We start from the raw sequence: 21,758 nt of genomic DNA on the forward strand, positions 1-21,758 counted from the left end.
ATGCGCAGGGTGGGTCAGTTGACCGCGTCCTTCAGCGCCTTGCCGGCCTTGAACGCCGGGTTCTTCGAGGCCTTGATCTTGATGGTTTCGCCGGTGCGCGGGTTGCGGCCGGTGCGGGCACCGCGCTTGCGAACCGAGAAGGTGCCGAAGCCCACCAAGGTCACGGTGTCACCCTTCTTCAGGGCCTTGGTAATGGCGGCGACCATCGCATCGACAGCGCGACCGGCGTCGGCCTTGGACAGTTCGGCGGCATCGGCAACGGAATCGACGAATTCGGCTTTGTTCATTAGCTTGATAACTCCCTGTACGAAATGTGACGCGAATATTCGGTGACCGGAACTGCGGCGCTCCCCTACCGCGCCCGGTGGACTGCCGCAACGCACAATCGATGCACGCTGCGGTTGCAAACCTTATACCAGCGGTTTTTTTCGCATGCAACCCGGAAAGCTAATGCTGGCGCGGGTTTCAGCGATTCACCGACGAAAGGCACCCGGCCCGTGCATCAATGCTTGACATCGGCTCGCGCGTCGTCGCCGTTTTTCGGCAAGGGAGGCTGTTCCGCATCGACCTTGACCACGCGCCCCGGCAAGGGACGTTCAAGTGCGAGATCCAGCACTTCGTCGATCCACTTCACCGGCACGATCTTCATGTGCTTGGTCACCGCAGCCGGAATATCGGCGAGATCCTTCTTGTTCTCGTCCGGAATGATCACGGTCTTGATGCCGCCACGCATCGCCGCCAGCAATTTTTCCTTCAGGCCACCGATTGCACTGACGCGCCCGCGCAAGGTGATCTCGCCGGTCATCGCCACGTCGTGGCGCACCGGGATCTTGGTCAGCATCGACACCAGCGTGGTCGCCATCGCGATGCCGGCACTCGGGCCGTCCTTCGGCGTGGCACCGTCCGGCACGTGCACATGCACGTCGTATTTCTGCAGGAAATCCAGGTCGATGCCGAGGCGCTCGGTGCGCGCACGCACCACGCTCAGCGCGGCCGAGGCCGATTCCTTCATCACGTCGCCCAGCTGGCCGGTGAGGATCAACTGTCCCTTGCCCGGCACCAGGGTGGATTCGATCTGCAGCAGATCGCCACCGACTTCCGTCCAGGCAAGTCCGGTGACCAGGCCGATTTCGTTCTCCGCTTCGGCACGGCCGAAGTCGAAGCGCTGCACGCCCAGGTACTTGTCCAGGTTCTTGGCGCTGACGGTGACCAGCTTGTCCTTTTTCGCGGCCTTCGGCTGCGGGCCCTTCAGCGCGATTTCCTTGACCACCTTGCGCGCGATCTTGGCGATCTCGCGCTCCAGGTTGCGCACGCCGGATTCGCGCGTGTAGTAGCGCACGATGTCGACGATGGCGCTCTCGGCGATCTTCAACTCGCCTTCGCGCAGGCCGTTCGCCTTCAGCTGCTTCGGCACCAGGTAGCGCATCGCGATGTTGAGCTTCTCTTCCTCGGTGTAACCGGGGATGCGGATCACTTCCATGCGGTCCAGCAGCGGACCGGGAATGTTCAGCGAGTTCGAGGTCGCCACGAACATCACTTCACTCAAGTCGAGATCGACTTCGAGGTAGTGATCGTTGAAGGTGTGGTTCTGCTCGGGATCCAGCACCTCCAGCAAGGCCGAAGACGGATCGCCACGGAAATCCATCGACATCTTGTCGATCTCGTCCAGCATGAACAGCGGATTCTTGGTGCCGACCTTGTTGAGGTTCTGCACGATGCGGCCCGGCATCGAACCGACATACGTGCGGCGATGCCCGCGGATCTCCGCTTCGTCGCGCACGCCACCAAGCGCCATGCGCACGAACTTGCGGTTGGTCGCCTTGGCGATGCTCTGCCCCAGCGAGGTCTTGCCAACGCCGGGTGGGCCGACCAGGCACAGGATTGCACCCTTCATCTTCGCCACGCGGGTTTGCACCGCGAGGTATTCGAGAATGCGTTCCTTGACCTTCTCCAGTCCGTAATGGTCGGCGTCCAGCACTTCCTCCGCGGCCTTGAGGTCCTTGCGCACCTTGCTGCGCTTCTTCCACGGCACGCCCAGCAACCAGTCCAGGTAGTTGCGCACCACGCCGGCTTCGGCCGACATCGGCGACATCTGCTTGAGCTTGTTGAACTCGGCCTTGGCCTTGGCCTCCACCGGCTTCGGCATGCCGGCGGCAGCGATCTTCTTGGCGATTTCGTCGAGGTCATTCGGCGCATCGTCCAGCTCGCCGAGTTCCTTCTGGATCGCCTTCATCTGCTCGTTGAGGTAGTACTCGCGCTGCGACTTCTCCATCTGCGACTTGACCCGGCCGCGGATGCGCTTCTCCATCTGCTGCACGTCGATTTCGCCATCGACCAGGCCGACCAGCATTTCCAGCCGCTCGGCGGTATCCAGCGTCTCCAGCAGCTTCTGCTTGTCGGACAGGCGCACGCCGATATGCGCGGCGATGGTATCGGCCAGGCGTGAGGGATCATCGATGCCGGCCAGCGTCTGCAACAGCTCGGGTGGCAGCTTGCGATTGGTCTTGATGTACTGCTCGAACAGGCCCATCAACGAACGCGCGATGGCGTCCAGTTCGCGGGGTTCGCGGCTGTCGGCGGAATCCACCACCACCGCAGAGCCGGACAGCGTGCCGTCGATTTCCTTGACGTCATCCACGCGCGCGCGAGTCAGGCCCTCGACCAGCACCTTGATGGTGCCGTCGGGCAGTTTCAGCAATTGCAGCACCTGCGCCAGCGTGCCGATGGGGTGCAGGTCGGCGGCTCCCGGGTCGTCGGTCTCGGCGGACTTCTGCGCGACCAGCAGGATGCGCTTGTCGCCCTCCATCGCGATATCCAGCGCGCGGATCGACTTGTCGCGGCCGACGAACAGCGGGATCACCATATGCGGGAACACCACCACGTCGCGCAGCGGCAGGACCGGCAGGACGAGGGTTTCGTGTTCAGTGCTGGTGCTCATGCGGACTCCAAATTCCTGGCGCGCCCGATGCGCGGCCATGGCATGTTTATGGGGTTGCCGGCCGGCGGATGCAAGCGGCGGCGCAATAGGACGCAGGCCTGCCGGGGTCCGAAACGCGAAAGGCCGCCAGACGGCGGCCTTTGCGAGATGAACGGCGGCGTTCAGTCGGCCGATGCGACCTTCGGCAGCGGGGTTTCCGCCGCAGGCTCGAACGAGGCGTTCTTGTAGATCAGGTAGGGCTCGGACTTGTGCTCGATCACCGACTCGTCCACCACCACCTTGCTGACGTTTTCCAGCGACGGCAGGTCGTACATGGTGTCCAGCAGCACCGATTCGACGATGGTGCGCAGGCCACGCGCGCCGGTCTTGCGCTTGAGCGCCTTCTTGGCGATGGCGGCCAGCGCGTCCGGGCGGATTTCCAACTCCACGCCTTCCATGTCGAACAGCTTCTTGAACTGCTTGGTGATCGCGTTCTTCGGCTCGGTCAGGATCTTGACCAACGCCGGCTCGTCCAGCTCTTCCAGGGTCGCGACCACCGGCAGGCGGCCGACGAATTCCGGGATCAGGCCGTACTTGATCAGGTCTTCCGGTTCCACGTTGGCCAGCACCTGGCCGATATCGGTCTTGCGCTCGGCGCTCTTCACCTTGGCGCCGAAGCCAATCCCCCCTGCCTCGCTGCTGCGTTGCTGGATCACCTTGTCCAACCCGGCGAACGCACCACCGACGATGAACAGGATGTTGCGGGTATCGACCTGCAGGAATTCCTGCTGCGGATGCTTGCGCCCGCCCTGCGGCGGCACGCTGGCCACGGTGCCTTCGATCAGCTTCAACAGCGCCTGTTGCACGCCTTCGCCGGAGACGTCGCGGGTGATCGACGGGTTCTCCGACTTGCGGCTGATCTTGTCGATTTCATCGATGTAGACGATGCCCTGCTGCGCCTTGTCGACATCGTAATCGCACTTCTGCAGCAGCTTCTGGATGATGTTTTCCACGTCCTCGCCGACGTAGCCGGCTTCGGTCAACGTGGTGGCATCGGCCATGGTGAATGGCACGTTGAGCATGCGCGCCAGCGTTTCCGCCAGCAGCGTCTTGCCCGAGCCGGTCGGGCCGACCAGCAGGATGTTCGATTTCGCGAGCTCGACCTCGTCCGACTTCTGCCGGCTCTCGATCCGCTTGTAGTGGTTGTACACGGCCACCGCGAGGGTCTTCTTCGCGCGCTGCTGGCCGATCACGTACTGGTCCAGCACGTCGAGGATCTCGCGCGGCTTCGGCAGCGAGCTGCGCGTGGACTGGGCTTTCTCTTCCAGTTCCTCGCGAATGATGTCGTTGCACAACTCGACGCATTCGTCGCAGATGAACACGCTGGGGCCCGCGATCAGCTTCCGCACTTCATGCTGGCTCTTTCCGCAGAAAGAACAGTAGAGGATCTTGGTGCTGTCGCCGGTGGTCCGGCTTGTACGATCTTCGCTCATTCGCCACTCGCTGACCGCGTTACGCGGAGTCGGCCCGAGAATACCATACGCCCCCGCTGGGCCAAGCGGGGGCGAAAAAGGGAGAAACCGCGTCAGTTCGCGGGTTGCAGGCCGGGAAACCGGCCCGCCAGGACACTTAGCCGGCCTGAATCGACTCGTCCGGGCGGCGCACCAGCACTTCGTCGACCAACCCGTAGTCGCGGGCGGCTTCGGCCGACTTGAAGTTGTCGCGCTCGGTATCGCGCGCGATCACGTCCAGCGACTGGCCGGTGTGGTTGGCCAGCACTTCGTTGAGGCGCTGGCGCAGGGTCAGGATCTCGCGTGCCTGGATCTCGATGTCGGTGGCCTGGCCCTGCGAGCCGCCCGACGGCTGGTGGATCATCACGCGCGCGTTCGGCAGCGCATAACGCTTGCCCTTGGCGCCGGCGGCGAGCAACAGCGCGCCCATGCTGCAAGCCTGGCCGACGCAGATCGTGCTCACGTCCGGCTTGATGTACTGCATGGTGTCGTAGATCGCCATGCCGGCGGTGACTACGCCGCCGGGCGAATTGATGTACAGGCTGATGTCCTTCTCGGGATTTTCGGCCTCGAGGAACAGCAGCTGGGCGACGATCACATTGGCGACATGGTCGTCCACGCCGCCCACGAGGAAGATCACCCGTTCCTTCAACAGACGCGAATAGATGTCGTATGCGCGTTCGCCGCGGCTGGTCTGTTCGACCACCATCGGTACGAGGTTGAGGGCTTTGGTCAGGTGATCCATGGTCTCTCGCTGGTTGAGTTGGGGTTACTGCCCGATCGCTTCCTGGAAGCCGATCGCCTGGTCCGTGTGCGTGGCGCGCTCGGCGATCCAGTCGATCACCTGCTCTTCCATCACCCGGTTCTGCAGACCCTGCATAAGCTGGGGATCGTTGCGGTAAAGATCAATGACCTGCTGCGGCTGCTCGTAGGTGGAGGCGATCAGCTGCATGGTTTCGTTCAGGCGGGCCGGCTCCAGGCGCAGCTCGTTGCGACGGGCGACTTCGCCCACCAGCAGTGCGACCAGCACGCGCTTGCGCGCAGCGTCTTTGAACGCCTCGGCATCGGTGCCGACCTGCTGGCCCTGGCGACGGGCCTGCTCGGTGGCGTTGGCCAGCAGCGCGCGGGCTTCGTTCTCGACCAGGCGCGGCGGCAGTTCCACGTCCTGGTAGGCGACGACCAACTGTTCGCCCACTTCGCGGCGCAGGCGATTCATCAGCGCGCCCTTCAGTTCGCGCTCCAGGTTGTTGCGGATTTCGGTCTTGAACTGCTCGGCATCACCGCTCTTCACGCCGAAGCTGCGGATGAACGCAGCATCGACCTCCGGCAGCACCTGCTCGGCGACATCGACCAGCTTGAAGGTCGAGGTCACGGTCTTGCCGGCGAATTGCGGCATGTGCCAGTCGGCCGGTAGGGTGACGTCGATGGTCTTCTCTTCGCCCGGCGGCATGCCGACGATGGCCTGCTCGACTTCCGGATACATCGAACCGGAACCCAGCACGGTGCTGGTCTTCTCCGCGCCTTCGGCCGGCAGGCGCTGGCCGTCGATCACGCTGGAGGTTTCCAGGTTGGCGAGGTCGCCGGCCTTCGCGGCGCGGGTGACCTTGCTCCAGCTGGCGCGCTGCTGCTGCAAGTTGCCGAGCATGCGCTCGATGTCGGCATCGCTCACTTCGGAGGTGTGGCGCACGACCTCCAGCTTGGTCATGTCGAGGTCGCCGAATTCCGGGATCAGCTCGACCGAGGCCACGTACTTCAGTTCGCCCTCGCCCGCCTCGTCCGCTTCGGTGATCTGCGGGGCACCGGCCACGCGCAGTTCGTTTTCGCGAACGGCCTGATCCATGCCTTGGCGCAGCAGGCCGTCGAGGATCTCGGCGCGCACCTGGCCACCATAGCGCTGCTCGATCACCTTGGTCGGCACCTTACCGGGACGGAAACCCTTGATGCGGGCGGTGCGCGCGATCTCGCGCAGGCGGCCGCCAACCTGGCTGTCGACATCCCCGGCCGGCAGGCTGAGGATGACGCGGCGTTCGAGGTTACCGGTGGATTCGACCTGGACTTGCATGATGCGATGACTCCTGGACGGGTTCGGCGCGAACCCGGTTGCGCGATTGGAATGGGGCACGCGAGGGAAAGACCCCGCACGGAACGCGATAGTTTCGCCGATGCGGAGCCCGCTGTCACGACCCGCGGCAGCACAGCCCCGGAAAAAGAAAACGCCCGGCACGGGGCCGGGCGTCTCGGGACTTGGTGGGCCGTCAAGGATTCGAACCTTGGACCTATTGATTAAGAGTCAACTGCTCTACCAACTGAGCTAACGGCCCGAGAAAACAATTGTAGCAAACGCCGGCATGCATGCAAACGGGAAGTCTTGCGTACACGCCCAAATTTGGGGTGGATGATGGGATTTGAACCCACGACCCCCGGAATCACAATCCGGTGCTCTAACCAACTGAGCTACACCCACCAAAGTTGTCTTGCCTGAAACAGATTTCCACCACGTTGGCGCGCCCGGCAGGAATCGAACCTGCAACCGCCGGCTTAGAAGGCCGGTGCTCTATCCGGTTGAGCTACGGACGCTCGAACCGAATTATCGCACCCAACTTCGCCTTCACGGGCCCGCATCGGAGTGGTCGGGGTAGAGGGATTCGAACCCCCGACATCCTGCTCCCAAAGCAGGCGCGCTACCAGACTGCGCTATACCCCGCCGACGGAACCGATACTGCCGCTGCGTTTGCAGGCCCTGCGTAACGCACCAGCGCCACGAAAGGCCGGGCATTGTCCGGCCGCGTGGGCGGGCTGTCAACGCAAATCGGTACTCGCGTTTTCCTCGCCCCGCTCGATTCACAATGTCGACCAACCGCGTGCAGCGCCATATCGGGCATGCCACGGCATCGCTACAATGCCCGCACGCGAAAGTGGCGGAATTGGTAGACGCCCTGGATTTAGGTTCCAGTGCCGCAAGGCGTGGGGGTTCGAGTCCCCCTTTCGCACCAGGACGATTGGGAAGCCGCATCGGCAAACGCCATCGGCTCGCGTTATGCTCCGGGCAAGCGGCGACCGCCGCGTTCTGCAGGAACCCGACACATGATGCGCAGCGGCAATCCCGCCTTGAAGGACAGCACTTTCCTCGACCTCGGCAGCGGCACCCTGGTGCAAAGCGATGCCGGGGTGATGACACTGAACGGCACCGTCAACAAGACCGCATTACTGCTGGTACTGACCCTGGTCGGCGCGCTGTTCACCTGGTCGCAGTTCTCGGCGGCGCTGGCGGCAGGCAACCCGGGCGCGGTGATGCCCTACGTCTGGGGCGGCATGATCGGCGGTTTCATCGTCGCGCTGGTTACCATCTTCAAGAAGCAGTGGGCGCCGATCACCGCGCCGATCTATGCGGTACTGGAAGGCCTGTTCCTGGGCGCGGTCTCGGCGATGTTCGAGTTGCGTTTTCCCGGCATCGTGATGCAGGCGGTCGGCCTGACCTTCGGCACCATGGCGGCGCTGCTGATGGCTTACCGCAGCGGCCTGATCAAGGCCACCGAGAACTTCAAGCTCGGCGTGGTCGCCGCCACCGGCGGCATTGCCCTGCTTTACCTGGTGCAGATCGGCCTGCAGTTCTTCGGCTTCAAGGGCATGGGCTTCATCCACGACAGCAGCCTGATCGGGATCGCGTTTTCCGGCTTCGTGGTGGTGATCGCCGCGTTGAACCTGGTGCTGGATTTCGACTTCATCGAGAACGGCGTTGAGCAAGGTGCGCCGAAGTACATGGAGTGGTACGCCGCATTCGGCCTGCTGGTCACCCTGATCTGGCTGTATCTGGAAATGCTGCGCCTGTTGAGCAAGCTGCAGTCGCGCAACTGATCCGCTTCGCGATATCAACAAAAATGGCGCCGATCGGCGCCCTTTTTCGTATCCGCGGTCAAGCCGCGGTTGCTGTCGCGACCGGCTTGCGCGCCGGCCACAGCATGAAGAGCACGGTGATGCCGATCAGCGCCCAGCAGTAATGCGCCTTGCCGATCAGCGACAGCGGCGACAGCGCCGCCAGCGAGGCCGCCAGCAGGATTTGCGCGCCGTACGGCAGCAGGCTCTGCACGCAGCAGACGAAAATATCCAGCACGCTGGCCGCGCGTGCCGGCGGCACGCCATGGCGCTGTGCGATGTCGCGCGCCACGCCGCCACTGACCAGGATCGCCACCGTGTTGTTGGCGGTGAACACATCGGTGACCGAGGCCAGTGCGGCGATGCTCCACTCGCCGGTGCGGCGGCCGTCGTTGCCGCGCGCGATCCGCGAGATCGCCTGCGCCAGCCATGCCAGCCCGCCGCTGGCCTTGATCAACGCGCCGAGGCCGCCGATCAACAAGGCCAACAGGACGATCTCGAACACGCTCTCGAAACCGGCGTAGATGTCGCCGGCGAATTCCGCCACGCCGTAGCCGTGCTCGGCGAAACCCGCACCGAACAGCGCCGCCACGACCAGTCCGATGCCGAGCACGGCGAGCACATCCAGCCCCAACAGGGCCAGCACCAGCACCACCAGATACGGGGTGATCAGCCATGGAGAAGCATGTTCCACGGTTTCCACCGGCGATGCTTCGCCGACGAAGGCCAGCGCAACCAAGGTCAGCAAGGCTGCCGGCAGCGCGATGCGTACGTTCTCGCGGAATTTCTCGCGCACCGTGGTGCCCTGCGTGCGCGCGGCGGCAATCGCGGTATCGGAAATCAGCGACAGGTTGTCGCCGAAGGTCGCCCCGCCGATCACCGCGCCGATCACCAGCGCGCGATCCAGCCCGGAGGCATCCGACACACCCAGCGCGATCGGGGTGATCGCGGCGATGGTGCCCATCGAGGTGCCGACCGACAGCGACAGGAACCCGGCCAGCAAGAACACACCGGGCAGGATCAGCATCGGCGGCAACGCGCCCACGCCCAGCGAGACCACGGCATCGACCGCGCCGATCTTGTTGGTGACCATCGCGAACGCGCCGGCCAGCAGGAAGATCAGGCACATCAGCACGATGTCCGGATCGGCGATGCCCTTCAGCAGGGTTTCCTGCGGAGCCACGCCGCGGCGGCGCGCCAACCACAGGCCCAGTACTACCGCCGGCAGGATCGCCACCGGCGCACGCAGCTGGTAGAAGGCCATCGGCACGCCCTGCGCCGTGTAGTACAGGCCAGCGCCGAAGAACAGGGCCAGGAACAACAGTAGCGGCGACAGTGCCCAGGCGCTCGGACGAATATTCATCGCTATATCCGGATATAAAGATGAATATTATGCCGAGCGGTGTTGCGCCGCACAAGATCGACCCGTCATGAAGTCATGAAAAAGGGCGCCATGCGGCGCCCTTCATTCCATCGCGAACAGCCGGCAATTGCTTACAGACGAGACGCGATCGCCTTCGCGAACGACAGCGTGTTGCCCTCGCCGCCCAGATCCGGGGTCAGCGAATCCTTGGCCTCCAGGGTGCCGACAATCGCCGCACGCAGGCGTTCGGCCTGTTCCGGCAGGGCCAGGTGGTCGAGCATCTGCGCCGCGCCCAACAGCAGCGCGCAGGGATTGGCGATGCCCTTGCCGGCGATATCCGGCGCGGAGCCGTGCACGGCTTCGAAGATGGCCGCCTCGGTGCCGATATTGGCACCCGGGGCCAGCCCCAGGCCGCCGACCAGGCCGGCGCACAGGTCGGAAATGATGTCGCCGAACAGGTTGGTGGTGACGATGATGTCGAACTGTTCCGGCTTCATCACCAGCTGCATGCAGGTGTTGTCAACGATCATCTCGTTGCACTGGATGTCCGGGTACTGCTGCGCCACTTCACGCGCGGTGCGCAGGAACAGGCCGCTGGTCGACTTCAGGATATTGGCCTTGTGCACCACGGTGACCTTCTTGCGGCCGGTCTTGCGGGCCAGGTCGAAGGCGTAGCGGACGATGCGTTCGGAACCGCGACGCGTGGTCTTGGTGATCGAGGTCGCCACTTCGCCATCGGCCGACAGTTCCTGGCCTTCGGCGCTGTACGCGCCTTCGGTGTTCTCTCGCACAGTGATCAGGTCCACACCGCTCGGAAAACGCGACCTCGTATTCGGGAACGACTTCGCTGGGCGCACGTTCGCGTACAGGTCGAAGCGCTTGCGCAGCTCGACATTGATCGAGGAGAAGCCCTCGCCGACCGGCGTGGTCAGCGGCGATTTCAGCGCGATGCGGTTCTTGCGAATCGAATCCATCGTCGCGGCCGGCAGCAACTCGCCGTGCTTTTCCAGCGCGACCAGGCCGGCGTCGGCGAATTCGTAGGTGAGGCCCAGCTGCATGGCATCGAGCACATGCAAGGTGGCGTCCATGATTTCCGGGCCGATGCCGTCGCCGCGGATGACCGTGATGGTTGTCGTCATTGTTCGATGCTTCCAGACAGGCGGAAACCGCGCATTCACGCGGTTTCAAGGTGATATGCAGCCTGCAATTATGACAGATGCCGTGCGCCGCCGTATGCGGCAGGGCATTCAACCATGGTCGTGTACAGCGGGCGTTGCGGCTTCGCCCTGTTCCAGCTTGTCGAGGAAATCCACCGCGCGACGCAGGTGCGGGATGACGATGGAACCACCGACCACCAGCCCAACCGAGAACGCCTCGAACATCTCGTCGCGGTTCACACCCGCTTCCTTGCACTGCGCCACGTGGTAGCTGATGCAGTCGTCGCAGCGCAGCACCATCGAGGCCACCAGTCCGCACAGTTCCTTGGTCTTCACGTCCAGCGCGCCGGGCTGGTACGTCTGCGTATCCAGCGCGAAGAAGCGACGCACTACCCGGTTGGGTTCGGCCAGGATGCGCTCGTTCATGCGCTGGCGGAATTCGGTGAACTCCTTCAGCCGATCCTGCTCGCCGCTCATGCGCCTGTGCCGGACAGCAACGCTTCCAGCTTGCCTTCACGATGCAGGGTCATCATGTCGTCGTAACCACCGACATGGGTTTCGCCGATGAAGATCTGCGGCACGCTGGTACGGCGGGTCTTCGCCACCATCTTCTCGCGCTCGGCCGGATCGGTGTCGATGCGCACTTCCGTCCAGCCCAGGCCCTTGCTCTTCAGGAAATTCTTAGCGGCCACGCAATACGGGCAGATCGCGGTGCTGTAGATGGTGATTTCAGGGGCGTTGGCGTCGCTCAAGGCGGTCTCCGGGAACATGCGAGGATGCGGGCGGTCGAACCTCTGTCTGCAATATGCGGTCAGTCACCATTATTTTCCAGCCACTCAACCGCCATTCACACCAATGCCGCCACAACACAGCATCCTGCCTGCATGAGCCCAACCCGCTTCCGACGCCTGCGCCCCGCCGCCCTCGCCTTCGCTCTGTGCTGGGCAACGGCCTCCGCACAGGAGACGCGCCTGCCGGATATCGGCTCATCGGCGGGCAGCGTGCTGTCGCCGGCCAAGCAGGCCGAGTACGGCTCCATGGTGCTCGCCCAGCTGCGCCACGAGGGCTACATCCTCGACGATCCATTGCTGGACGGCTGGCTGCGCGATGTGGGGCTGCGTCTGGCCGCCGCCAGCGATCGTCCGCAGCAGAGCTTCACCTTTTTCATGCTGCGCGACCGCCAGATCAATGCCTTCGCCACCTTGGGCGGGTACGTGGGGATGAACGCCGGGCTGGTGCTGGCCGCCGACCGCGAGGACGAAGTGGCCGGCGTGCTGGCCCACGAAATTTCCCACGTTACCCAGCAACACGTGCTGCGCGGCGCGGAAAAGGCCCAGCGCGAAAGCCTGCCGATCCTGCTGGCCACGCTGGGCGCGATCATCGCCGCACAGCAGGCCGGCGGCAATTCGAGCGGCGATGCCACCTCGGCAGCGGTGATGACCGGACTTGGCCTGCTGCAGCAACGGCAGATCGACTACACCCGCGACAATGAAGCAGAAGCAGACCGAGTCGGCATCCGCACCCTGGCCAATGCCGGGTTCGATCCGGAAGCGATGGCGGATTTCTTCCAGACCCTGCAATCCGTGGTGCGCATGAACCAAGGCGACGAGCGCAGCCGCACGCCCGACTACCTGCAAACCCACCCGGTCACCCTGACCCGCATCAGCGAAGCGCGCGAGCGCGCCGCCAAGCTGGAGAAAAACGCACCTCCAAGCAGCATCGGCATCGCCAGCAACCCCTTGCTGCCGGCGGGGTTGCGCATCGAAAGCCAAGGGCCGCGCGGGCGCGGCACCACCGGCGACTACGGTTGGGCACGCGAACGCCTGCGCGTGCTCAGCGCCAACACCCCGGCACAGGCGGTCCGCGAATACCAACAGATGGCGGCGAAAACACCGCTGGACGATGCCCAACGTTACGGGCTGGCCTACGCCCACCTGCGCGCCGGTGACGAGGCCAGCGCGTTGAAGGAACTCGCACCACTACAGGCCGCGCATCCGGACAGCCTGTGGCTGCAGATCAGCCTGGGCGAGATGGAGGCGAAGGCCGGCCGCATCGCGGAAGCCGACAAACGCTTCGAAACCCTGTTGGCGCGGATGCCCACCCACCGCGCCCTGGTCCTGAGCTACGCGCAGGTGCTGGCCGAGCGCAACACCAAGGCCAGCGGCACCCGCGCGGTGGCCGTGCTACGGCCACTATTGGCAACGACTTCCAACGATGCGCTGTTCCAGCAGACCTATGCCCGCGCGAATGAAATCGCCGGCGACGACGTCCGCGCCGGCGAAGCCTGGGCTGAGGCCGCCTATCTGGGCGGCCGACCGGAACAGGCACTGGTACAACTGAACAACCTGAAAAAGCGCGGGAACCTCGATTACTACGCGCGCAGCCGGATCGACGCTCGCATCGCCGCGATCACCCCAACCGTGCTGGAACTGCGCCGCCAAGGCGTGCGCGACGAGGACGCCACCGGCAAATGGAGCCTGGGCATGCGTGCCGGTGAGCATGGCGACAGCACGCGACCGACTTGGTGACAACGTCACAAAGTCGTCATAAAAGCGTCGTGTAATGGCAGGATAGCCGCTGTTGCGGCGCAACCACCCGGTGCCATGCAAAAGCGCATTCTGATCGTCGACGACGAACCCGCGATCCGCGACATGGTCGCCTATGCCCTGCGCAAGGGCGATTTCGACCCGGTGCTGGCCGGCGATGCGCGCGAAGCGCAGGCACAGATCGCCGAACGCGTGCCGGACCTGATCCTGCTCGACTGGATGCTGCCTGGCACCAGCGGCCTGGAACTGGCGCGGCGTTGGCGGCGCGAGGCGCTGACCCGCGACATTCCGATCATCATGCTGACCGCCCGCGGCGAGGAAAACGATCGCGTCGGCGGGCTCGAGGCCGGCGTCGACGACTACGTGGTCAAGCCATTCTCCGCGCGCGAACTGCTGGCGCGGATGCGCGCGGTGATGCGCCGTTCGCGCGAGGACGACGAGGACGGCAGCGTGCAGGTCGGCGGCCTGCGCATCGACGGTGCCGCGCACCGGGTGTACGCCGATGCCGACGGCGCCGCCACCCCGGTGCACATCGGCCCCACCGAATACCGCCTGCTGCATTTCTTCATGACCCACCCGGAACGCGTCTACTCGCGCTCGCAGCTGCTGGACCACGTTTGGGGCGGCAGCGTGTACGTGGAGGAACGCACCGTGGACGTGCACATCCGCCGCTTGCGCAAGACGCTGGAACCGCATCGACTGGATCCAATGGTGCAGACCGTGCGCGGTGCCGGCTACCGTTTCTCGGCAGCCGCGTGAACCCCGCGTGCAACGCGGCAGACGCATGCAACGCCTAGACTGAGCGCATGTCGCCCGACGCCCGCAATGCCTGGTTCCGCACCCTTGGACAGCTCGCCCTTGTGCTGGCCGCCGGCCTGGTGCTTGGCCTGCTGATCGGCCAACCGTGGCCCACGCTGACAGCAGCGGCGCTGGGCGTGGTGGCCTGGCACTACTGGAAACTGCGCAACGTGCTGGTGCGCCTCACTGCACGCCAGCGATTGGAACCACCACGCGGCGTGGGCGTGTGGAATGAACTCGACCGCCTGCTGTTCCGCAGCCAATCCGAGATGCGCACGCGCAAACGCCGCCTGCTGTCGATGCTGCGTGCGTATCGCGCCGCCGCCGCCGCGCTGCCGGATGCGGTGGTGGTGGTGGAACGCAACAACCAACGCGTACTGTGGTTCAACGAAGCCTCCACTCCGTTACTTGGCCTGCAGTTCCCGCGGCACCAGGACGCATCGATCGTCACCGCCCTGCAGCCGTTGCCGATGGCGCACTGGCTGGCCACAGGGCGCAACGCCGAGCCGATGACCGATGTCGCTTCACCGGCCAACCCCGACCTGCGCCTCAACCTGCGCCTGATCCCATATTCGGACGAACTGTGGCTGCTGGTCGCCCGCGACGTCACCCGCACCATGCGCTTGGAACACATGCGCCGCGACTTCGTCGCCAATGTCTCGCATGAGCTGCGCACGCCGCTGACCGTGGTGCACGGCTACCTGGAAATGCTCGATCCGGCCGACAATCCGGAATGGGCGCCGATGCTGGCCGAGATGCAACGCCAATCGCAACGCATGACCCAACTGGTCGAAGACCTGCTGGCATTGTCGCGCCTGGAAGCACGTGAAACCCTGCCCGAGGAACACGTGGCGATGGTGCCGATGCTGTCCACCCTGCGCCGCGAAGCCGAGGCGCTGAGCCAGGGCAAGCATCGCATCGTGGTCGCGGATGACGCCGGCATCGACCTGTGGGGTTCCAACAAGGAACTGCACAGCGCGTTCTCCAACCTGGTCAGCAACGCAGTTCGCTACACGCCGGTCGATGGCGAGATCGCGGTGCGCTTCACCCGCGATGCCGACGGCGGCGCCACCCTGTCCGTGCGCGATTCCGGCTACGGCATCCCTGCCGCCCACCTGTCGCGCATCACCGAACGCTTCTACCGCGTGTCCAACAGCCGCTCGCGCGAATCCGGCGGCACCGGCCTCGGCCTTGCCATCGTCAAGCACGTGCTGGGCCTGCACGGCGCGCGGTTGGAGATCGCAAGCGAAGTCGGCCAGGGTAGCGAGTTCGCCTGCCGCTTCAGCCCCGAACGCGTGCTCGCACGCGATGCCCGCCCCATCGCGGCCACCATGCCATGAACATCGAGCAACCCATGACCTCCCTGCGCGATCCGTCGCTGTACGCCAACCGCGAACTGTCGCAACTCGATTTCAATTTCCGCGTGCTCGCCCAGGCGCAGGATCCATCGGTGCCGCTACTGGAGCGGCTGCGCTTCCTGTGCATCAGTTGCACCAACCTCGATGAATTCTTCGAGATTCGCGGCGGTTCGGTGCGCCACGCCATCGAATTCGGCGGCCCGCCCTCGCCCGATGGGCTGGCCCCGGCCACCTTGCTCAACCGCATCCACGACCGCGCCGCGGAACTGGTGCAAGCGCAGTACCGCTGTTTCTACGAAGAGATCCGCCCGGCGCTGGATGCTGAAGGCATCCGGCTATTGCAGCGCGAGCAATGGAGCAAGGAACAGACCGCGTGGCTGCGCGAACACTTCCGCAACGAGATCATGCCGGTGCTGTCGCCGCTGGGCCTGGATACCGCGCATCCGTTCCCGAAGATCCTCAACAAGTCGCTGAACGTGGTGGTGCTGCTGGAAGGCAAGGACGCATTCGGCCGCGAGGGCCACATGGCCATCGTGCGTGCACCGCGTTCGCTGCCTCGGATCATCCGTCTCCCGGATGCGGACGGCGACGGCGATGCCTTCCACAATTTCGTGTTCCTGAGCTCGGTGCTGTCCGCCTTCGTGCACGAATTGTTCCCCGGCATGAAGGTCAACGGCGCCTACCAGTTCCGGGTGACCCGCAACTCGGAACTGATCGTCGACGAGGAAGACGTGGACAACCTGGCGCTGGCCCTGCGCGATGAACTCTTGGGTCGCGGCTACCTGCGCGCGGTGCGGTTGGAGATCGCCGAGCAGTGCCCGCAGGAGATCGTCGACAGCCTGCTGGCCAACTTCGAGTTGCCGGCCAACGCGGTGTACAAGATCAACGGCCCGGTCAATCTCAACCGGGTGATCCAGGTGTACGACCTGGTGCACCGCCCCGACCTCAAGTTCCCGCCGTTCCAGCCGCGCCTGCTGCGCGACGTGGATGCGATGTTCGAGAACATCCGCCAGGGCGATGTGTTGCTCCACCACCCCTACGACGCCTTCGCACCGGTGCTGGAACTGATCCGCCAGGCCGCGGACGACCCGAACGTGCTGGCGATCAAGCAGACCCTGTACCGCGCCGGCAAGGATTCGGCGATCGTCGAGCACCTGATCCAGGCCGCTCGCAACGGCAAGGACGTGACCGTGGTGGTCGAGTTGCGCGCGCGCTTCGACGAGGAAGCCAACCTGGGCCTCGCGGACCGCCTGCAGGATGCCGGCGTGCAGGTGGTGTATGGCGTGGTGGGCTACAAGACCCACGCCAAGATGCTGCTGATCGTGCGCCGCGAAGGCCAGGAACTGCGCCGCTACGTGCACCTGGGCACCGGCAACTACCATTCCGGCACCGCGCGCGCCTACACCGATTTCAGCCTGATGACCGCCAACCCGGACATCGGCCACGACGTGCACCTGATCTTCCAGCAACTGTCCGGCCTGGCCGCGCCGTTGAAGCTCAAATACCTGCTGCAATCGCCGTTCACCCTGCACAGCGGCGTGCTGCACCGGATCGAGCGCGAAGCGGAACATGCACGTGCCGGCAAACCTGCACGCATCATCGCCAAGATGAACGCCTTGAACGAGCCGCAGGTGATCGGCGCGCTGTACGCGGCGTCGCAGGCGGGCGTGGAGATCGACCTCGTCGTGCGCGGCGCCTGCACCTTGCGGCCGGGCATCCCCGGTATTTCCAACAACATCCGCGTGCGCTCGATCGTCGGCCGCTTCCTCGAGCATCATCGCGTCTGGTGGTTCGGCAACGACGGGGCGCCGGATCTGTACTGCTCCTCCGCCGACTGGCTGGAACGCAACCTGCTGCGCCGGGTCGAGACCGCTTTCCCGATCCTCGATCCCGCCTGCGCGCAACGGGTGCGCCGCGAAGGCCTGCTCAATTACCTGGCCGACAACCAGAACGCATGGGAGCTGGATGCCGACGGCAATTACGGCAAGATCGAGCCGACTGATGGCGAAGCGCCGTTCTCCGCGCAACTGTCGCTGCTCGATGGGTTGTATATCTGAGCCGCTGGCCAGCAGCGATAATGCGCAGATGAATCCGCACCCAGCCATCGCCAGCGCATGAGATCCGTCCCGCGACGCGGCAGCACCTTGCGCGCATCCGCGCCCGCACCGCTGCGCGATGGCGACATGCTGGCCGCGCTTGACCTGGGCTCCAACAGCTTCCACATGGTGGTGGCGCAGATGGTGCTGGGCCAGCTGCGGGTGGTCGACCGCCTGCGCGAAACCGTGCGCATGGCCGAAGGGCTCGACGGTTTCGGCGGCCTTGCACCCGAGGTGCGCGACCGTGCGCTGGACTGCCTGTCGCGCTTCGGCCAGCGCATCGCCGACATCCCGCCACAGCGCGTCCGCGCGGTGGCCACCAATACCGTGCGCCAACTGCGCGTGCCGGAGAATTTCCTGCTTCCGGCGGAAACCGCGCTGGGGCACAACATCGACGTGATCTCCGGGCGCGAGGAAGCGCGCCTGGTCTATCTCGGCGTCGCCCATGCGCAACCGCCGAAGGACGGCCAGCTGCGACTTGTGATCGACATCGGCGGCGGCTCCACCGAATGCATCATCGGCAGCGGACTGGACGCCATCGAACGCGAAAGCCTGCAAGCCGGCTGCGTGGCCAGCACGCGTCGTTTCTTCGCCAGCGGCAAACTCTCGCGCAAGCGCTGGAACGCGGCATTAACCGAAGTCACCGCCGAATTCCAGCAATTCGCGGCGGCCTATCGTTCGCTGGGCTGGGACGAGGCGATCGGTTCGTCCGGCACCAACAAGGCGATCGGCGAAATCTGCGCGGCGATGAAGCTGACCAAGGGCGCAGTCACCGCCGAGGCCTTGCCGCAAGTGCGCGAACGCCTGCTGCAGGCCGAACGCATCGATGACATCGACCTGCCCGGCCTGTCTTCCGACCGACGTCCGATCATCGCCGGCGGCATCCTGGTATTGGAAGCGGTGTTCGCCGCCCTGGGCCTGCAGCGGATGCACGTGAGCAAGGCCGCGCTGCGCGAAGGCGTGCTGTACGACATGCTGGGCCGCGGCGGCGCCGACGACCCGCGCGATGCCTCCACAGCGGCACTGATGCAGCGTTACGGCATCGATGTCGCGCAAGCGCGGCGCGTGGAAGGCACGGCGCTGCAACTGTTCGACCAGGTGGCGAAAGCCTGGAACCTGGATGCCGACGACCGCCAGATGCTGTCGCGCGCGGCGCGTTTGCACGAGATCGGGCTGGCCATCGCGCATAGCGGCTACCACGTGCATGGCGCCTACATCCTGGAGCATTCCGACATCGCCGGCTTCTCGCAACAGGAGCAGCGCTTCCTCGCCGCACTGGTGCGCACGCATCGTCGCGGCATCCCGAAGTCCGCGTTCGAGATGATCCCGGACCGCCTGTTGTCGAATGCCCGCCGCAACGCCGCCCTGCTGCGCCTGGCCGTGCTGCTGCACCGCGGGCACGACAACGAAGGCATCCCCGCCCTGCAACTGCAGGCCGATGGCGGAACGCTCATCCTGGCGCTGGACAAGCGCTGGCTGCAGGCGCGTCCACTGCTGCGCGCCGACCTGGAGGGCGAGCCCGAAGACATGCTGGGACTGGGCGTACAGTTGCGGCTCGCGACCGAATAGCGCTGCACGATGCATCCGGACACGCAGGCCTACAACGATGCGCAATCCGCCGCCGACAAGGCGATCTGCGACTTGCTCGCGCGGCAGATCGGCACTGCATTGCCAGAAGCCGAGAACAAACTCTGGCATCGCCACCCGGTGTGGTTCCTCGACGGCAATCCGATCGCCGGCTACAGCAAACTGAAATCCTGCATCCGCCTGCTGTTCTGGAGCGGACAATCCTTCGATGAGGCCGGCCTGCAGGACGAAGGCAGCTTCAAAGCCGCCGAAGCGCGTTACACCGATGTCGCGCAGGTGGATGTCGAGGCCCTGCAGCGCTGGCTGGGCAAGGCCCGCGACATCCAGTGGGATTACAAGAACATCGTCAAGCGCAAGGGCAAGCTCGAACGCTTGAAGTGAGCCGCGGGGATGGGAAATGGGGTCAGAGTGAAGTTTCCCGTCCAAGGCTCCGAACGAGTGGAAATGGTCGACGGGAAATTCACTCTGACCCCATTTCCTACTTCTTCGCGAAGTCCTTGAACTCCGGCCCCGCCAATCGCAGGTTCTCACGCAGGTAGGCACGCAGGCGCTGGCCCGGGGCTTCCGGCGCTGGCCCGCCAAGATGTTTCTGCAGCATGGTTTCCATGCCGAACAGATAAGCCTCGCGCGGAATCGGATCGACCGGCGAATGGCCGCCGCCCGGCTCCACCAGCAAGCTCACCGGCCTGCCCAGCGCTTTCAAGGTCGCGGCGTAATTCACCACTTCACGGATCGCCACCGTGCGGTCGGCACCACCGGCCATGATCAGCAACGGGCGCTGCATCTTCGCCGCGTTCACTTGCGGCGACTGCGCGTGCAGGCGTGCATAGGTCACGGGATCGGTGGCATCCAGCGACAGCGCGCGCAGGGTGTGCCGCAGCGAACGATCCGGCAGGTCGCCCTGGTCGCCGGCCGCGACCAGCCAGCGCATCGACCAGCCAAGGTCAGCCGGCGGCGAGCCGGCCACGCCGACCTTGAACAGCTCCGGCTGGAAGGTCAGGCCCAGCAGCGTGGAATAGCCGCCGAAGGAATGGCCAACGATGCCGACGCGATTCGCATCGCCAATCCCCTGTGCCAGCAACCAGCGCACGCCCTCGGCGATGTCCTGCTGCACGCGGCCATTGCCGTAGTCGCCGTTCGAGGCAAACGTGTAGCCGCGACCGTGACCGGTGGAGCCGCGGAAATTCGACTGGAACACCACGTAGCCACGATTGGCGAGGAACTGCGCGGTGCCGTCGTAGCCGGCGCGGAAGTGATTGATCGGACCGCCGTGCACCTGCGCGATCAGCGGCGCGCGCGATGCATCCACGCCCGGAGGCAGCAGCACGAAGCCATGCGCGCGCTTGCCATCGGAGGCGGTGTAGGCGATTGCAAGCTTGCGCGCCAGCGCGGATTCCTTCGGCGAATTCGCGGTGATGCCGGGATCGTCGAGGATCCTGCGCAAGTTGCCGTTGCGCGGGTCGTACAGGTACCAGCGCGGATCGCGCAGGGTCGCTGCGCGTTCGCTCACCAGCCAGCGCGCGGACGAACCGTTGCCGACCTGCACGCCGATATCGCGACCCGGCAATTTGCGCACGATGTCGGCGACGGCCGCCTGCGCAGCGCCAATGCCGTACGTCGCGGCGACGGTGCTGCGGTAACTCGCCACCAGCGGCTGTTGCGTGCGCGGATCCAGCGCGACATCGTCGAGGTCGGCTTCGTCGCGTGGATCCTGGTGCAGCGTCTGCAGCTTGTCGTCCGCGTCGAGGCGCAGTACGCGGCGGAAATCACCACCCGGGTTGCCTTCCATCAACAGGCTGCCGTCGGGCAACACGGCCAACAGTTCGATCCGCTCCATCGCCCGCAGGCGCAGCACTTCGCGCAACGTGCCGTCCTGGCGCAGGCGATACAGCGCATCGTGGTCGCCCTCGAAGCGCGCCAGCGCGACGATGCGTCCCGCCGAATCGAGTGCGACGTCATGGATCCAGCGCGCGTCCTCGCGCAGCTGGGTGCGCCTGCCCTGCGCATCCATGCGCACGATCCGCCAACGCTCGCCCTTGCCGACGCGCACGCGTTCGCGCAGCAGCACGGCGGCCGGTTGCGACGGATCGAGCTTCATCACCCGGCGTCGTTCGATGCCACCCAGCGGCACGCGCACGCCGCCACGGCCATCGACACCGACGATGGTCAGCGCGCGCGAGCCGCGCAGGAACAGCCAACGCCCATCGCGCGACCACATCAACTGGTCGGCCTGGGTGCTGCCGACCAGCATGCGTGCCTTGCCACCATCTTTATCGGTATTCGTTGGCAGTAGCCACAGGCTGCGCGAATCCTTCTGTTCGCGCAGGTAGGCCACGCGGTCGCCGGCCGGCGATAGCTGCGCAGCCACCAGCGTGCGGTTTTCGAGAAAGGCCGTGCGCGGCAGGCGCGGTGCGCGCGGCAATGCGCGTTGCGCGGCCTCCACCGAACGCAGGCTTTCGCTCGCCTGCGCCGGCACGGCGTGTGGTGCCAGCAGCAGCGCGCACAGCGCCAGCGTGCCGCACAGGTGTCGAAGCATCGTCATCGTCGTGTCC

Annotated in this window: 17 protein-coding genes and 5 tRNA genes; 8 read left to right on the plus strand and 14 right to left on the minus strand. The window is 65.2% G+C overall.

From position 1 onward, the window contains the following. Positions 1 to 14: 14 nt before the first annotated feature. The 9 genes from G7079_RS09950 to G7079_RS09990 form a co-directional block, all read right to left on the minus strand. Positions 15 to 287, minus strand: a complete 273-nt coding sequence (locus G7079_RS09950; RefSeq protein WP_166057155.1) for an HU family DNA-binding protein — start codon at positions 285 to 287, stop codon at positions 15 to 17. A 215-nt stretch (positions 288 to 502) separates the two neighbouring features. After that, positions 503 to 2,938: an endopeptidase La gene (gene lon, locus G7079_RS09955; RefSeq protein WP_166057156.1), complete on the minus strand. Its 2,436-nt coding sequence runs from the start codon at positions 2,936 to 2,938 to the stop codon at positions 503 to 505. Positions 2,939 to 3,099: 161 nt separating this feature from the next. Next, on the minus strand, positions 3,100 to 4,410 hold the full coding sequence (gene clpX / locus G7079_RS09960) for an ATP-dependent Clp protease ATP-binding subunit ClpX (RefSeq protein ID WP_166057157.1): 1,311 nt from the start codon (positions 4,408 to 4,410) through the stop codon (positions 3,100 to 3,102). Positions 4,411 to 4,546: 136 nt separating this feature from the next. Continuing rightward, positions 4,547 to 5,173, minus strand: a complete 627-nt coding sequence (clpP, locus tag G7079_RS09965) for an ATP-dependent Clp endopeptidase proteolytic subunit ClpP (protein ID WP_139715339.1) — start codon at positions 5,171 to 5,173, stop codon at positions 4,547 to 4,549. A gap of 24 nt (positions 5,174 to 5,197) precedes the next feature. Then, positions 5,198 to 6,490: a trigger factor gene (gene tig / locus G7079_RS09970; RefSeq protein ID WP_166057158.1), complete on the minus strand. Its 1,293-nt coding sequence runs from the start codon at positions 6,488 to 6,490 to the stop codon at positions 5,198 to 5,200. Between the two features lie 183 nt (positions 6,491 to 6,673). Beyond that, positions 6,674 to 6,749: transfer RNA gene (locus tag G7079_RS09975), tRNA-Lys, on the minus strand. 66 nt (positions 6,750 to 6,815) lie between these two features. Next, positions 6,816 to 6,892: transfer RNA gene (locus tag G7079_RS09980), tRNA-His, on the minus strand. A 36-nt stretch (positions 6,893 to 6,928) separates the two neighbouring features. Then, positions 6,929 to 7,005 (minus strand) — tRNA-Arg (locus G7079_RS09985). Between the two features lie 50 nt (positions 7,006 to 7,055). Beyond that, positions 7,056 to 7,132, minus strand: a tRNA-Pro gene (locus G7079_RS09990). A gap of 205 nt (positions 7,133 to 7,337) precedes the next feature. Here G7079_RS09990 and G7079_RS09995 point away from each other — a divergent pair. Together G7079_RS09995 and G7079_RS10000 are read left to right on the plus strand one after the other, a co-directional pair. After that, positions 7,338 to 7,421: transfer RNA gene (locus tag G7079_RS09995), tRNA-Leu, on the plus strand. A gap of 94 nt (positions 7,422 to 7,515) precedes the next feature. Continuing rightward, a complete protein-coding gene (locus tag G7079_RS10000) occupies positions 7,516 to 8,283 on the plus strand; it encodes a Bax inhibitor-1/YccA family protein (RefSeq protein WP_166057915.1) in 768 nt (255 codons plus the stop codon). Between the two features lie 58 nt (positions 8,284 to 8,341). Here G7079_RS10000 and G7079_RS10005 read toward each other — a convergent pair whose 3' ends face one another. The 4 genes from G7079_RS10005 to grxC all read right to left on the minus strand — a co-directional run bounded on the left by G7079_RS10005 (position 8,342) and on the right by grxC (position 11,591). Further along, the gene (locus G7079_RS10005) at positions 8,342 to 9,664 is read right to left on the minus strand and encodes a Na+/H+ antiporter NhaC family protein (RefSeq protein WP_166057159.1); all 1,323 of its coding nucleotides are present in this window, start codon (positions 9,662 to 9,664) and stop codon (positions 8,342 to 8,344) included. 131 nt (positions 9,665 to 9,795) lie between these two features. Next, entirely contained in the window at positions 9,796 to 10,803 is a 1,008-nt protein-coding gene (locus tag G7079_RS10010; protein WP_166057160.1) for an isocitrate dehydrogenase, read from the minus strand. Between the two features lie 108 nt (positions 10,804 to 10,911). Beyond that, positions 10,912 to 11,298: a carboxymuconolactone decarboxylase family protein gene (locus G7079_RS10015; protein WP_166057161.1), complete on the minus strand. Its 387-nt coding sequence runs from the start codon at positions 11,296 to 11,298 to the stop codon at positions 10,912 to 10,914. Further along, a complete protein-coding gene (gene grxC, locus G7079_RS10020) occupies positions 11,295 to 11,591 on the minus strand; it encodes a glutaredoxin 3 (protein ID WP_166057162.1) in 297 nt (98 codons plus the stop codon). The genes G7079_RS10015 and grxC overlap by 4 nt, the downstream gene beginning before the upstream one ends. A gap of 114 nt (positions 11,592 to 11,705) precedes the next feature. On the opposite strand from grxC, the gene G7079_RS10025 reads away from it, so the two are divergent. The 6 genes from G7079_RS10025 (at position 11,706) to G7079_RS10050 (ending at position 19,587) form a co-directional block, all read left to right on the plus strand. Continuing rightward, positions 11,706 to 13,349: a M48 family metalloprotease gene (locus tag G7079_RS10025; RefSeq protein WP_166057163.1), complete on the plus strand. Its 1,644-nt coding sequence runs from the start codon at positions 11,706 to 11,708 to the stop codon at positions 13,347 to 13,349. Positions 13,350 to 13,424: 75 nt separating this feature from the next. Beyond that, on the plus strand, positions 13,425 to 14,126 hold the full coding sequence (gene phoB / locus G7079_RS10030; RefSeq protein ID WP_166057164.1) for a phosphate regulon transcriptional regulator PhoB: 702 nt from the start codon (positions 13,425 to 13,427) through the stop codon (positions 14,124 to 14,126). A 47-nt stretch (positions 14,127 to 14,173) separates the two neighbouring features. Continuing rightward, entirely contained in the window at positions 14,174 to 15,505 is a 1,332-nt protein-coding gene (gene phoR, locus G7079_RS10035; RefSeq protein ID WP_166057165.1) for a phosphate regulon sensor histidine kinase PhoR, read from the plus strand. Further along, entirely contained in the window at positions 15,502 to 17,580 is a 2,079-nt protein-coding gene (gene ppk1, locus G7079_RS10040; RefSeq protein ID WP_166057166.1) for a polyphosphate kinase 1, read from the plus strand. The genes phoR and ppk1 overlap by 4 nt, the downstream gene beginning before the upstream one ends. Positions 17,581 to 17,637: 57 nt before the next feature. After that, entirely contained in the window at positions 17,638 to 19,188 is a 1,551-nt protein-coding gene (ppx, locus tag G7079_RS10045; RefSeq protein ID WP_166057167.1) for an exopolyphosphatase, read from the plus strand. A 9-nt stretch (positions 19,189 to 19,197) separates the two neighbouring features. Then, complete coding sequence (locus G7079_RS10050; RefSeq protein WP_166057168.1) at positions 19,198 to 19,587, plus strand: DUF1801 domain-containing protein; 390 nt, start codon at positions 19,198 to 19,200, stop codon at positions 19,585 to 19,587. 97 nt (positions 19,588 to 19,684) lie between these two features. Here the strand turns inward: G7079_RS10050 and G7079_RS10055 are convergent, their stop codons facing one another. Beyond that, the gene (locus G7079_RS10055; protein WP_166057169.1) at positions 19,685 to 21,748 is read right to left on the minus strand and encodes an alpha/beta fold hydrolase; all 2,064 of its coding nucleotides are present in this window, start codon (positions 21,746 to 21,748) and stop codon (positions 19,685 to 19,687) included. Positions 21,749 to 21,758: the final 10 nt, after the last annotated feature.

Origin of the sequence: Thermomonas sp. HDW16 (genome assembly GCF_011302915.1) — a bacterium.
Classification (GTDB): domain Bacteria; phylum Pseudomonadota; class Gammaproteobacteria; order Xanthomonadales; family Xanthomonadaceae; genus Thermomonas.

What these genes read in the sequence shown, in the direction of transcription:
- G7079_RS09950 (WP_166057155.1), bottom strand. Translation starts at nt 287, where the DNA reads ATGAACAAAGCCGAATTCGTCGATTCCGTTGCCGATGCCGCCGAACTG.
- lon (WP_166057156.1), bottom strand. Translation starts at nt 2,938, where the DNA reads ATGAGCACCAGCACTGAACACGAAACCCTCGTCCTGCCGGTCCTGCCG.
- clpX (WP_166057157.1), bottom strand. Translation starts at nt 4,410, where the DNA reads ATGAGCGAAGATCGTACAAGCCGGACCACCGGCGACAGCACCAAGATC.
- clpP (WP_139715339.1), bottom strand. Translation starts at nt 5,173, where the DNA reads ATGGATCACCTGACCAAAGCCCTCAACCTCGTACCGATGGTGGTCGAA.
- tig (WP_166057158.1), bottom strand. Translation starts at nt 6,490, where the DNA reads ATGCAAGTCCAGGTCGAATCCACCGGTAACCTCGAACGCCGCGTCATC.
- G7079_RS10000 (WP_166057915.1), top strand. Translation starts at nt 7,516, where the DNA reads ATGCGCAGCGGCAATCCCGCCTTGAAGGACAGCACTTTCCTCGACCTC.
- G7079_RS10005 (WP_166057159.1), bottom strand. Translation starts at nt 9,664, where the DNA reads ATGAATATTCGTCCGAGCGCCTGGGCACTGTCGCCGCTACTGTTGTTC.
- G7079_RS10010 (WP_166057160.1), bottom strand. Translation starts at nt 10,803, where the DNA reads ATGACGACAACCATCACGGTCATCCGCGGCGACGGCATCGGCCCGGAA.
- G7079_RS10015 (WP_166057161.1), bottom strand. Translation starts at nt 11,298, where the DNA reads ATGAGCGGCGAGCAGGATCGGCTGAAGGAGTTCACCGAATTCCGCCAG.
- grxC (WP_166057162.1), bottom strand. Translation starts at nt 11,591, where the DNA reads ATGTTCCCGGAGACCGCCTTGAGCGACGCCAACGCCCCTGAAATCACC.
- G7079_RS10025 (WP_166057163.1), top strand. Translation starts at nt 11,706, where the DNA reads ATGAGCCCAACCCGCTTCCGACGCCTGCGCCCCGCCGCCCTCGCCTTC.
- phoB (WP_166057164.1), top strand. Translation starts at nt 13,425, where the DNA reads ATGCAAAAGCGCATTCTGATCGTCGACGACGAACCCGCGATCCGCGAC.
- phoR (WP_166057165.1), top strand. Translation starts at nt 14,174, where the DNA reads ATGTCGCCCGACGCCCGCAATGCCTGGTTCCGCACCCTTGGACAGCTC.
- ppk1 (WP_166057166.1), top strand. Translation starts at nt 15,502, where the DNA reads ATGAACATCGAGCAACCCATGACCTCCCTGCGCGATCCGTCGCTGTAC.
- ppx (WP_166057167.1), top strand. Translation starts at nt 17,638, where the DNA reads ATGAGATCCGTCCCGCGACGCGGCAGCACCTTGCGCGCATCCGCGCCC.
- G7079_RS10050 (WP_166057168.1), top strand. Translation starts at nt 19,198, where the DNA reads ATGCATCCGGACACGCAGGCCTACAACGATGCGCAATCCGCCGCCGAC.
- G7079_RS10055 (WP_166057169.1), bottom strand. Translation starts at nt 21,748, where the DNA reads ATGACGATGCTTCGACACCTGTGCGGCACGCTGGCGCTGTGCGCGCTG.